This is a genomic window from Acinetobacter sp. P37 (assembly GCF_057480965.1).
In genome coordinates, this window is record NZ_JBLIYY010000011.1 from 34,691 (window position 1) to 46,844 (window position 12,154).

Below are 12,154 nucleotides of genomic sequence, written 5' to 3' on the forward strand. Positions count from 1 at the left end.
ATTGTTGAGATATCAACCTGATGCATTCAGCTTAAATCTGTTAACTTAATGGGTACAGATACAAGAATGATTAAAAAAAGGGTACAGATGGCTTTTCAATATCAGCAGCTTGCGCAGCAGTTGGCACAGAAAATTTATAGTGGTGAATTGGCCGCAGGGCAGCGTCTGTATGCGCTACGTCAATTTTCACAGCAGCATCAGATCAGTTTAAATACCGCGAAACGCTGCTATGAATTACTTGAAGCCAAAGGCCTGATTTATGTCAAAGAAAAGTCTGGTTATTTTGTGCAATCCTCACAGAAAGCCCAGCAAATTGCCGTGCCGAATCATCCTGATTTTGATTCCCGACCTCGTGAAATTTCGAATTTAGAATTGCAAATTCAGATCCATGAAGCATCTGCAAATAGCCGCCTGATTCATTTGGGTTCAATTCAGTTGTCCCCCAATTTTGTTCCTGTTGAAGCACTCAGACGTTCAATCCAAAGGGCATTAAAGCATTGTAAACCAGAAGATTTTTTATATAACAATCGGCAAGGTCATCCACAATTGCGTGAAGCTTTGTCGGCTCATTGGGCTGAAGATGGTTTTTACATGCCTAAGGATGATATTTACATCAGCAATGGTTGTATGCCTGCTTTATCAGTGATGTTGCAAAATCTGAGTGCGGAAGGGGAGAGTGTCATTGTCCCGACGCCGAACTATAACGGGCAATTGCAATTATTAGCTTTATTGAAGCGGAAAATTGTTGAAATTCCTGCCAATACTGAAGGTTTTGATTTAGATCGTTTAGAGCAGGCGATGCGGGATTCAGGCGCGAAAGTATGCTTATTGACTGCAAATTTTCAAAATCCTTTGGGTTTTTGTTTAAGTAATGAAGATAAGGAACGAATTGCACAACTGGCTGAAAAATATCAATGTTATGTGATTGAAGATGATATTTATGCTGAGTGTAGTTTCAATGTAAAGCGACCATTGCCTATCAAATATTGGGACCGGGCGGGCTATGTGATCTATTGTGCGTCGATTTCAAAATCTTTATCGCCTTCTTATCGGGTGGGGTGGTTTTGTCTTCCACCACATTTGCAACATTTGCGTCCCAAATTACTTTTGCAAAATGATTCGGTGAATACGCCTTTGCAGTTAGGACTTGCAGATTTGATTTTTAGTCGTGCTTATCGCCAACATCTTGCTGAATTGCGTCCTAAATTAATGGTGCAAGTCGAGCAGTATCGTCAGTATATTTACGATGCTTTTCAAGGGGTTGATATCCGTCTAAATCGGCCTCAAGGCAGTTATGCACTGTGGTTGCAGATGCCTGAACAAATAGACAGTTTGGCGCTGTATTACCATGCGCAAAAACATGGCATCAATATTGTGCCAGGTTTAATTTTTGGTGAGGACAATCGTTATAACAATTGTATTCGTTTAAATGCAGGGCATGAGCTATCGACAGAAATTCAGCAGGCCATTTTGTTGCTTGCAGATTGGGTGCGTAAGGAATGCAGAAACACAAATGTCATCTAGATTAATGAGTCCATAAAGCATACAAAAAAGCCTGCATGCAGCAGGCTTTTTGGGCTTAGATTTTTGCCGTTAAAAATCAGCTTTCAGCACAATTCGATAACGCACGTTTCCTGAATGCAAACGTTCAATCGCTTCATTCACCTGAGACATTGGATACATTTCAATTTGTGGTGCAATATTTTGACGTGCGGCGAATCGAAGTAATTCACGCAGTGCTGCAGGAGAGCCTGTTGATGAGCCAGTGACAGATTTAGCACCACTGATCAGCATACCTGCGGGGATTTGCATCGGCTCAAGTGCTAGGCCGAGCATGTGAACGCTTCCATTCGGTGCCAGAGTCGAAAGGTAGGCTTGCCAATCCAACGTCACATTGACCGTGCTTAAAATCAAATTGAACTTACCACGTTGTGCTTTAATCGCGGCAAGATCACGACTATTCACCACATGGTCAGCCCCCATAGCTTTAAGTTCATCAGTTTTATCTAAGTTTGAACTGAATGCGGTAATTTCACAGCCCCAAGCTTTGAGCAATTTAATCGCCATATGACCTAAACCACCAATGCCGATCACGGCAACATGGTGAATGGCCTGAATTTTGTGCTGTAAGATGGGATCAAATACCGTAATCCCGCCGCAGAGCAGAGGGCCAGCACTGGTTGGGTCGAGATCATCTGGAAGCGGAATAACCCATTGCCAGCCAGCACGGACTTTGTCGGCAAAGCCACCTGCATGACCGACGATCGTCGCTGTCTTGGTTCCGGTACATTGCACTTGGCGACCATCGATACACGAGTCACAGTGTTGACAACTTTCTGCTGTCCAGCCAATGCCTACACGCTGTCCGACTTTGAGTCCTTTGGCTTCGCTGCCGAGTTGGGTAATGGTTCCAATCACTTCATGCCCTGGGACCACAGGATATACCGAAGATTTCCAATCATTTTGGATAATAGAAATATCTGAGTGACAAAGACCGCAATACTCGACTTTGACTTCAACCTGATGGGCTTGTAATTCACCTGCATCAAATTGGTAGGGAACAAGGGCTTCACCACTGTTCATTGCTGCATAGGCTTGAATTGTATTGTCACTCATTATTCTATCCTTTCTGTTTTTGAGGTCATTCTGCGTGCGTGTATTTAAAGTCACAGTGATTTTCATGATCATTGACCATACCGATAGCTTGCATCAGAGCATAGCAAGTCGTTGGGCCGACAAATTTAAAACCATGCTGTTTTAATGCTTTGGACATGGCCTGACTTTGAGCGGTTTGTGCAGGGGCGCTGCGATATTCAACAACATCGTTGTTGGCAATGTGACCTTCGACAAAACTCCAAAGTAATTCCACAGGATGAATCCCTTGGGTTTTTAACTGTTGCCATGCTTTGGCATTATCACGAATGGCAGTGAGTTTGCCGATATGGCGAATCAAACCTGAATCTTGTAATTTTTCTTGTAATTGTAGGTCACTCAACGCTGCAATTTCGGCAATGGGATATTGAAAAAAATGCTGCTGATAGCAGGCCCGCTTTTTCAGCACAGTGATCCAAGACAGCCCCGCTTGTTGTCCTTCAAGACACAGCATTTCAAAGAGATGCTGCTCATCAAAACTAGGTTTAGCCCACTCAGTGTCGTGGTAGGCAATATACAAAGGATCTTCGGAGCACCAAGCACAGCGTTGTATCGTCATGTTGAATGCTCCTTTTTGACTTAAATTTTAAAAGCTGTCCATTGGTCGTTTTTATTGTCCCAATACAACAGTTCCGCTTGATCGAGATCGGCAAATTGAATCCATACATCTTTACCAGATTTGTCTGCGTAGCCGGTGCTGATGAGTAATGCTTCTTCAGTGATCTCCATGATCCAGCCCTGATAAGACTGTCCATTGAGGCTGATTTTTTGTTGATTGCCAGATTCTGCAAATTCCACCAGACGATTGATCAACGCTTCTGACATGTATGTTTCCTAAAATTAACGTAAATACGGATAGGGGTTAACGGCATTGCGACCTTTACCACCCAAGTAAATGCCATAATGCAAATGTGGTGCAGTATGTCGAGCATTGCCAGTATTACCTACATAGCCAATGACATCACCTTTTTTGACATAGTCGCCGACGTTTAAGCCACGTTTATGACCATCAAGATGCGCATAATAATGCCAAGAACCTGCGGGCCCCATAATCCATATCACTTTACCACCCAAATTGTTATTACGTAAGTCAGCAACTAAACCTTCTGTAGCACTGAGAACTTTTGTTCCACGTGGAACAATAATATCAATGCCTTCGTGGCTCCGCCCTTGGCTACGCGCTGCGCCCCAAGTATCCTTGAGCGCACTTCGTTTGACTTGATGAACAGGAACAGGCAATTGATTGGGTAAACGCATGTTTTGTAATTTTTTCACTTCATGTGCAGGCAATGTACTACCAGATGGTTTGGGTGGAGTTGACGTACAGGCACTGAGTAAAACCAAAATAAAACCAATACCGCCGAACAACCCTCTGCGAAGCAAAAATCCTTGAGTCACATTTGTCCCTATTCAATTGATGAGCAGTTCAAAACTATGGCATAGAATGGCTTTCGAGTTCTAGCGTAGATATGAGTTTTTTCATGGCGGTTGGAATACCGAGTGCAGTGGCTTGTATCGGGGTATACCACTGTGCGTTGCATTCAATGGCTAAATGCTCTTTTTGATCGGCAGCAACAGTAAATACAGTAGCCTCTAAAAGCCAAGTGAAGTGGGTAAAACTATGAGATATTTGCACTTGAGTAGTGGTAGGTTTCAGTCCAAGCTGCTGAGTGTAGGATTGAAACTCATGGGGTTGATCAAAAATAGGTAAACACCACAGACCGCCCCATAGACCGCTATTCGGACGTTGTATCCACAGCCATTCTCCTGCAGATTGAATCAGCATGACTTGAGCCTCTCTCACTGGAACAGGCTTTTTAGGCTTTTTATAAGGTAATTCAGTCTCTAAACCTTGAGCATGTGCTTTGCAGTGCTGCTGCATAGGACAATATAAACAGAGCGGCTTTTTCGGCGTGCAAACGGTTGCACCAAGATCCATAATCGCTTGGGTATAATCGTGGTTGCGTTCAATGGGGCAGAGCTCTGTCGCCAGTTGCCACATGGCCCGTTCATGTACAGGTTTCGATAAATCATCTTCAATAGCAAAGAATCGAGACAATACTCGCTTGACGTTGCCGTCCATAATCACGCCATATTGTCTTAAACCTAAAGACATCAGCGCACCCGCGGTAGACGGGCCGATGCCCGGTAGTTCCATCCACTGCTCAAGATTGCTTGGAAAATGTCCCTGACGTGCAACAATACCCGCGGCTTTGTGTAAGTTCCGAGCCCGTGCATAGTAGCCTAAGCCAGCCCAATAGGGTACCACATCATCCCAAGAAGCATGACCTAAATCTTCAACAGTTGGAAATCGTTGAATAAATCGATCAAAGTATTGTAAGACGGTTTTGACTTGAGTCTGTTGTAGCATAATTTCTGAAACCCACACTTTGTAAGGGTCATCCTTCACTTGCCACGGTAAGTCATGACGACCATGGACATCAAACCAGTCGAGAAGGGCATCAGAAAAGTTAAACATGCAAAACAGTCAAAATTGAAAAAACCTGCCTAGTATACATCTTTCTATAGGTATTCTTTTTGTTCAAAACGAAATCTGTATATCAGGGGAAATGCAAAAATAGTGGCTATCAAAAAAGGAGCCGAGGCTCCTTAGTGAGTGTAAATTTAAAGTTTAGCTTTTAAAGCCCCAGCGGGTATCGAGCGCCAATGTTTGGTTTTCATAACGTGGAATAATGTGAATATGCACATGTTCAGTGGCTTCGCCAAAAACTTGTCCATCATTAAACCCAATATGAAAGCCAGTAGGTTGATAGCGTAAATTTAATTCATTACGCGCTTGTTCAAGTAAGGACATTAAACTTTTACGTTCTTTATCAGTAATTTCAAAAAATGAACCAACATGACGTAGTGGGACAATGACAGCATGCCCTTTAGACAGTGTATGTGGTTCAGGAAGTACAACACCAAAATCATTTTTTGCAATCACGTCATATTCGTCAAAATTGCAATATGGACAATTGAGTTCTGTCATTGTGCTCTCCTCATTTTTATAAATTAAATATTGTTATTGGTTCTTAGCGCTTTAAGAACCAAGCTGGCGTGCTAACAAGACATACATGGCTGCTAAGCTTTGCTGTTCTGCAGCAGCGTTATAAGCTAAATCTACGCCGTTGGCTTTGGCACGTTCATCCGCCATCGGGTTGCTAAAGCCGTGTTTTGCACCTTCAAAAATATTAATTTGATACTTCACTTGGGCAGCATCCATTTCATTTCTAAAGGTCGCAACATCTTCTAAGCTCACCATCGAGTCGAGCTCACCATGTTGCACTAAAATCTCTGCTTGAACTTGTCCTGTTTGTGCAGGAGTCGCTGTAGCAAGTGTTGCATGGAAGGTCACCACAGCTTTTAATGCAGCACCTGAACGAGCTAAATCCAGCACGACTTTTCCACCATAGCAAAAGCCTATAGCTGCGAGTTTATCTGCATTTACTTCTTTTTGCTGTGCCAAAGTGTTTAATGCAGCAGACGCACGGGTCACAATGGTGTCGGCATGATCAAAAGTCTGCATCATCCATTCATAAGCTTGCTTGGCATCTGTGGTGACTTTTTTGTCACCATACATATCCAAAGCGAAAGCAGCATAGCCTTGTTCTGCCAATTCACGCGCACGTTGTTCGGTATATTCATTGCGTCCCCACCATTCAGGGGCAACTAACACACCTGCGATCGCAGTGTCTAACTCTGGAGCAGCAAAATAGCCAAAAAGTTGAGTTCCATCCGCTGCTGTATATTGAATTTCGCGCGTCTTAATTTTAACGGTCATGGTCAAATCCTTATGTGCGGCTACGCAGTTAATGAAGATTTAAAATAAAAGGGAAATAAGTTTTTGTGAAATAAATATAAGATATCAATGTGAATTTTAAGTCAAATCAATCAAAAAAATTGTAAAAGAAAATAATGGTACGAAGGAATATTGAGGAGCACCGAGATTTGTCGATGCTCCTGAAGGGAATATTGTTATTTCGGGAGAACTTCAATGAGCTCTACATCAAAAATCAGCGTGCTGTTTGGCTCAATGACGTCTGCTGAACCAATTTGACCATAGCCTAAATTGGCAGGAATGAAGAAGCGATATTTTGCACCTTCTTTCATCAACTGTAGACCTTCCGTCCAACCCTGAATGACTTGGCTCACTTGGAACATCGCAGGTTGGTTGCGTGCAATTGAACTATCAAAAACAGTGCCATCAATTAAGCGACCTTCATAGTGAACTTTCACTGTTGAATTGGCTTTAGGTGACTTACCTTTGCCAGCTTGAATGAGTTGATACTGCAGGCCAGATTTCGTGACCTGAATGCCCGGTTTTTTGGCATTTTCAGCAAGGAAAGCTGAACCAATGGTGGCATTCGCATCCGCTTTTTGCTTCAGTTCAATCAGTTGTTTCGCTTCGGTTTGCTTTTTATATTGAGTTAAGGCACGGGTCATTTCTTCATCTGTTAGTGACGAAGCTTGACCTTTAGATGCTGCCTTTAAACCTGCAACAAATGCATCAATATCTAAGTCCTTAATGGATTCAGCATTACTGCGTCCCATTAAATAACCAAAACTATAACCGACTTGTTCTGCAGCACTACTTTTATTACTGACATCTTTGGCAAATACAGTGCTTGAGCAGAGTGCCAAACACAACATACTGATCTGTAATTTCATGACCGAGTCTCAAAATAAAGCAGGAGAGCGAAAAGCTCTCCTGTACCGGTTTTATTATTTAACTTCAATGAGTTCTACATCAAAAATTAAAGTACTGTTCGGTGGAATCGTTCCTGGAACACCTTGAGCACCATAACCTAGGTTTGAAGGAATATACAAAGTGGCTTTGCCGCCTTCTTTCATTAACTGTAGACCTTCAGTCCAACCTGGAATCACTTGATTCAATGGGAATTCAATTGGCTCGCCGCGCTGTACTGAACTATCAAATACAGTGCCATCCACTAACTTACCTGTGTAGTGAACTTTAACAACTGATGTGGCTTGCGGTTGTTTACCTGTGCCTTCTTTCGTTGTTAGGTACTGTAAACCAGAAGCAGTGGTTTTAACCCCCGCTTTACTTTTGTTTTCAGTTAGGAAATTATCACTGCTACTTTGTGCTTGCTTATTGCTTTCGAGCTGCTTGTTTTGCATTTCTTGCTGGAACTCAGCATATGCTTTTTGTAATTCTTCTTCAGTATATGCAGGTTTTGCACGAGCATGACCCGCACGAACACCAGTGACAAAGCTATCAATATCTAATTCTGGAGGCGTTTGATGGGCAACTTCATAACCAAGTGCATAACTGATTTTAGCGACAGCAGAAGCATTTGCAGCTGGTTGAGTTGATGTTGCTGATTGCGTAGCAGGTGTTTTAGTTGCATAGTAAACAGGAACAAGTGCGGCACCGCCGAGTAATACAGCGACAGCGATAGGTAGGGCCTTACTCATATATTTTCCCACAATTATTTTATATGTAAAAAGTTGCTGAAATTCTAGCAGACTTTTCCTGTTCAGCGCTTACCTATCTCTATGATCAGGTAAGGTGCAGGAAAGATCATCATAGTCATGTTCTTATTTTTATACTATAACGGTATGAATATATAAAACATTTTTTATACAGAAAGATGCATGCAACATAAATATCGAAAATAAAAAAGCCACCGTATTCGGTGGCTTTTTTGTTGAATAGGCTTGAATCAGTCTTGGTCTTTTGAAGCTTTATAACCATAAGAATAGTTATAGCCATAACCATAACCAGCTGAGCTACGTTGAATGTCGTTTAGAATAATACCATTGACCTTCACACCCACTTGTTCAAAGCGGTTCACGGTTAACTCTAATTCTTTCAACTGAGTTTTCGCATAACGAGCAATCACCAGATTCACGCCAGCAAATTGCGAAATAATGATACCGTCTGTCACCGCAAGTACAGGAGGGGTATCAATGATCACATGATCGAACATCGGTGAAATCAAATCTAAGAATTCTTTAAATTTACCAGAACTTAAAAGCTCAGATGGGTTAGAAGGGCTCTTACCGCGAGTAATCACACTTAAATTTGGAATTTCAGTGGTTTTAATGATGCTGTCTAGATCACGCTGACCATTTAAATATTCAGCTAGACCTGGTTGGTTGTCATGATTGAAATATTTGTTTAAATAACCACGACGCAAATCTGCATCAACAATTAAAACACGTTTATCGCTTTGCGCAAGAATCGTAGCCAAGTTGGTTGAAATAAACGATTTACCAACTTCTGGTGCAGGCCCTGAAATCATGATCAGGTTATTTTTTGCCGATGTCAGTGCAAAGTGAATGGCAGTCCGCATACTGCGTAGGCTTTCAATCGCAATATCGTCGCTATTTTTAACCGCAAGTACAGGAATGGTCTTTTTCTTCTTCAGTAACTTGATGCGACTTTCTTGAACAGGGGAACGTGGCACAGTGGCATAAACCGGAAGATCCAGATTATTTTCAATTTCTGAAGAATCTTTAATTCCTGAGTGAAGCATATTGCGAACAAGAGCAATTAATACACCAATAAAACCGCCTACAAATAACGATAAAATTAGAATAATTAATTTTTTTGGCTTGATTGGTTCAATTGGCTCTACAGCAGTATCGACAATACGGACATTACCGATTTCACCAGCTTTGGCAATGCGAAGCTGTTGGTAAGAGTTCAATAATGCAGTATAAAGTTGTTGTTTTACTTCAACTTCACGATAGAGCTGTAAATAACGACGCTGTAAATCTGGTAATTTCTTTAAAGTGGTATTTAGCTCACCAATTTTGCTATTGATTGCACCCAATTGAGCATTCATTTGCTGCATCACAGGATGTTCACTAGTGTACTTTGCAGAAGCTTCAGCAACTTTTTGCTCTAATTCAGCTTTTTGAGTTTCAAGAGTGACACTTTGAGTTAAATAGAGTTCAGATTCTTTAGTGACATCGACAGTATTAAACTCTTGACGGAATTTGTTAAATTCACGTTCTGCGACATCAAGCTGTTGTTTTAATTCAGGGAGTTGTTCGTCTAGGAATTTTAATGTTTGTGCACTTTCAGCCGAACGTCTTTCAATATTTTGATGGCTGTAGGCTGCTAAAACGGCATTTAAAACTTTTGTAATATGTTCTTTATCTTGGCCCTGATAGTTAAGGCCAAGCACGCCCGTCATTTTACCTTTTTCAGCTACAGAATAGTTTGCCAAAATATTCTCTACTGCGGCAGGCAATGACTGCTTTTGAATTAAATAGTCATCTTTGAATTGATCTTTGCTATAAACTGAGATTTCCCAAAGACCTTCTGCTGTTCGCAAAGAACTTTTTTGGTTCAATGGTGCTGTTAATATTTTTTGGTCAGTGTCTAGATCAATTAAAGAAAGTTTATTTTCTTGAAATTGGAGACCAAGGTTCTTGTCACGATATTGTGTAGGGATATCAAATTGGCGAATTTCAAAACTTTTTTCATTATCTTTGAAAACGACTGATTTATTTTTATATTCTGTGACATATTCATGCGGGGAAAATAAGCGATCAGTGAAAGAATTTTCTGTACCGGAAATTTTTAGGTCGAGATGTAAACTCTGAATGACATTACCAAGAACTAAACGTGATTTAAGAATCTCAATTTCTGCTTGGGCAGGCTGCTTTTGATCAATCATGCCTGATAGATCACCTAAGAGTGCAGCAGAAGTCCCTTTACTCTCTTCCACTTGTACTAAAGCATTGACTGAATAAGTATCCGGTGTTGCTCTTAAATAAAGTAAAGCACAAACAAGACTTAAAATTACACATAATGCAATTAACTTCCACTGTGCAATCAGAGAGAAAAATAATTCTTTTAAATCAATTGTATCTTCTGTATTGATATTTTGGCTCATAATCGTACATCAAAAGTTAAATTTGTTTAGTCCAATCTGCAACGCAAGATTGGATCAGTTCTGAGGTTTGGTCAAAAAAAGCTTGATCGTGCTGATAGGGGTCAGGCACATTTTTACCTTGCCAATGACCTAAACGAAAAGTCTTTCCCTTTGCAAATGGCCATGTCTGTTCAATATGCTTTTGTTGATTTGAACTCATGACCAAAATTAAATCTGATTTTTTGATCAGTTCAGCATTTAATTTTTGCGCAATATGTCCACTCATATCGATGCCAATTTTTTGCATACAGTATTGAGCTTTTTCATCTGCTGCATGTCCAATCATACCTGAGATTCCAGCTGAATAAATATTCAGGTCGGGATGATCTTTTTTTAGGAGATACTCCGCCATAGGACTTCGGCAAATATTACCTACACAGACCACCAAAATATTTTTAAATAACATTATTGGCCCAATCTGTCCAAATTATAGATGATATTTGAGAAAGGAATCACTTGATTGATTACACGCTGCCAGCGAGCTAAACCAGATGCATCAACATAGACAATATCATTGCTGCGCATTTTGAACTGGTTAGCGAGCCCAAAGTCACCGATACTGGTTAAATCTAAATGGTAAATTTCAGTCATCGGGCTATTTACATCGCTACGCACTACGTAGATTTTACCTCGACTTGCTGAAAGTGAGTTAATACCTAGACTTTCACCTAGGACATCACTGAGGCTCATGCCTTGTTCACGCATTGGTAGGGATTGGTTTTTACCAGACTCTCCCATCACATAAATTTTTTGGTTCTCACGTGAGTTGACATAAATTGTGTCATTCGGTTTGATGAGTAAGTTGTGTAAAGAATATCCAGCTTTTTCAAGTTCAATACTATTGAGTGCATAACTTTGACCATTTCTAACTAAGGTTAAAGATGCATTGTCACCAAATTGACTATTTACTCCGCCCGCCATACCTAAAGCAGTATAAATACTTATTGGTTGGTCGGTTAGATTAAACTGACCGCCTTTCATCACGTTACCTTGGACAGAAAAACGTTGGCCTTGGTAGGAAAGTATGCGAACAATCACATCTGGGGTTTTTAAGTAACGAGCAAGTTGGCTGCGTAATTCCTGATTGACTTGTGTTAGTGATTTTCCGGCAGCTTTATATCGGCCAATAATAGGGAATTGGATATAGCCACTTTGATCAATTTGGTAACCGTTTGATTTAATCGCCTCTTCATTACTAATGGTATTTGTAGGTGGCGTTATTTCCGGATATGCCCATAAATAAATGGATAAAATATCACCTGAGTTTAGACGATAACTTTTTTGTTGTTGATTGAATAGATGGGCAAAATTTTGCTGATTTACTTGAGCGGGTTGAACGGCTAATAAATTTTCTTGAGTTAGTTTAATAACATTGACTGTCGAGCCTAAATCAGTCTGAAATGTACCTTCTTTAGGAAGGTCATAGGTTTGTAAGCCTGAAGTAATGGCACAACCCGTCATACTTAGACTCAAAGCTAACATACAGCTATAACGATAGTAACTCACTCGAATACAAATCCTATTTATAAAATTTTTGAATCATTGAAATACGGGTTTAAGTACCCAAATTACTCATTTTAGAATGTTAA

General features: G+C 40.7%; 13 protein-coding genes. 1 reads left to right on the top strand and 12 read right to left on the bottom strand.

Going from position 1 to position 12,154, the window contains the following annotated elements; translation table 11 throughout:
* Positions 1-87: 87 nt before the first annotated feature.
* Entirely contained in the window at positions 88-1,524 is a 1,437-nt protein-coding gene (locus tag AC25JC_RS11205; RefSeq protein ID WP_486924048.1) for an aminotransferase-like domain-containing protein, read from the top strand.
* A gap of 69 nt (positions 1,525-1,593) precedes the next feature.
* Here the strand turns inward: AC25JC_RS11205 and ahr are convergent, their stop codons facing one another.
* The 12 genes from ahr to AC25JC_RS11265 form a co-directional block, all read right to left on the bottom strand.
* Complete coding sequence (gene ahr, locus AC25JC_RS11210) at positions 1,594-2,616, bottom strand: NADPH-dependent aldehyde reductase Ahr (protein WP_180116259.1); 1,023 nt, start codon at positions 2,614-2,616, stop codon at positions 1,594-1,596.
* 25 nt (positions 2,617-2,641) lie between these two features.
* Entirely contained in the window at positions 2,642-3,211 is a 570-nt protein-coding gene (locus tag AC25JC_RS11215) for a DNA-3-methyladenine glycosylase I (protein WP_180116261.1), read from the bottom strand.
* A gap of 20 nt (positions 3,212-3,231) precedes the next feature.
* Entirely contained in the window at positions 3,232-3,477 is a 246-nt protein-coding gene (locus AC25JC_RS11220; RefSeq protein WP_180003637.1) for a hypothetical protein, read from the bottom strand.
* A 15-nt stretch (positions 3,478-3,492) separates the two neighbouring features.
* Positions 3,493-4,035 (bottom strand): M23 family metallopeptidase, encoded by a 543-nt coding sequence (locus AC25JC_RS11225; RefSeq protein ID WP_180116365.1) that lies wholly within the window; start codon positions 4,033-4,035, stop codon positions 3,493-3,495.
* A 49-nt stretch (positions 4,036-4,084) separates the two neighbouring features.
* The gene (gene mutY, locus AC25JC_RS11230; RefSeq protein WP_486924049.1) at positions 4,085-5,131 is read right to left on the bottom strand and encodes an A/G-specific adenine glycosylase; all 1,047 of its coding nucleotides are present in this window, start codon (positions 5,129-5,131) and stop codon (positions 4,085-4,087) included.
* A 153-nt stretch (positions 5,132-5,284) separates the two neighbouring features.
* A complete protein-coding gene (locus tag AC25JC_RS11235) occupies positions 5,285-5,644 on the bottom strand; it encodes an HIT family protein (RefSeq protein ID WP_078191628.1) in 360 nt (119 codons plus the stop codon).
* A gap of 51 nt (positions 5,645-5,695) precedes the next feature.
* Positions 5,696-6,436, bottom strand: a complete 741-nt coding sequence (locus AC25JC_RS11240) for a dienelactone hydrolase family protein (RefSeq protein WP_486924050.1) — start codon at positions 6,434-6,436, stop codon at positions 5,696-5,698.
* A gap of 194 nt (positions 6,437-6,630) precedes the next feature.
* Positions 6,631-7,323: a BamJ family beta-barrel-assembly machinery protein gene (gene bamJ, locus AC25JC_RS11245; RefSeq protein ID WP_486924051.1), complete on the bottom strand. Its 693-nt coding sequence runs from the start codon at positions 7,321-7,323 to the stop codon at positions 6,631-6,633.
* Positions 7,324-7,377: 54 nt separating this feature from the next.
* Positions 7,378-8,091: a BamJ family beta-barrel-assembly machinery protein gene (bamJ, locus tag AC25JC_RS11250; protein WP_078191625.1), complete on the bottom strand. Its 714-nt coding sequence runs from the start codon at positions 8,089-8,091 to the stop codon at positions 7,378-7,380.
* Positions 8,092-8,339: 248 nt separating this feature from the next.
* Entirely contained in the window at positions 8,340-10,526 is a 2,187-nt protein-coding gene (locus AC25JC_RS11255) for a polysaccharide biosynthesis tyrosine autokinase (protein ID WP_218948372.1), read from the bottom strand.
* Between the two features lie 16 nt (positions 10,527-10,542).
* The gene (locus AC25JC_RS11260) at positions 10,543-10,971 is read right to left on the bottom strand and encodes a low molecular weight protein-tyrosine-phosphatase (protein ID WP_180003627.1); all 429 of its coding nucleotides are present in this window, start codon (positions 10,969-10,971) and stop codon (positions 10,543-10,545) included.
* Positions 10,971-12,047 (bottom strand): polysaccharide biosynthesis/export family protein, encoded by a 1,077-nt coding sequence (locus AC25JC_RS11265; RefSeq protein WP_180116367.1) that lies wholly within the window; start codon positions 12,045-12,047, stop codon positions 10,971-10,973. The genes AC25JC_RS11260 and AC25JC_RS11265 overlap by 1 nt, the downstream gene beginning before the upstream one ends.
* Between the last annotated feature and the right edge of the window lie 107 nt (positions 12,048-12,154).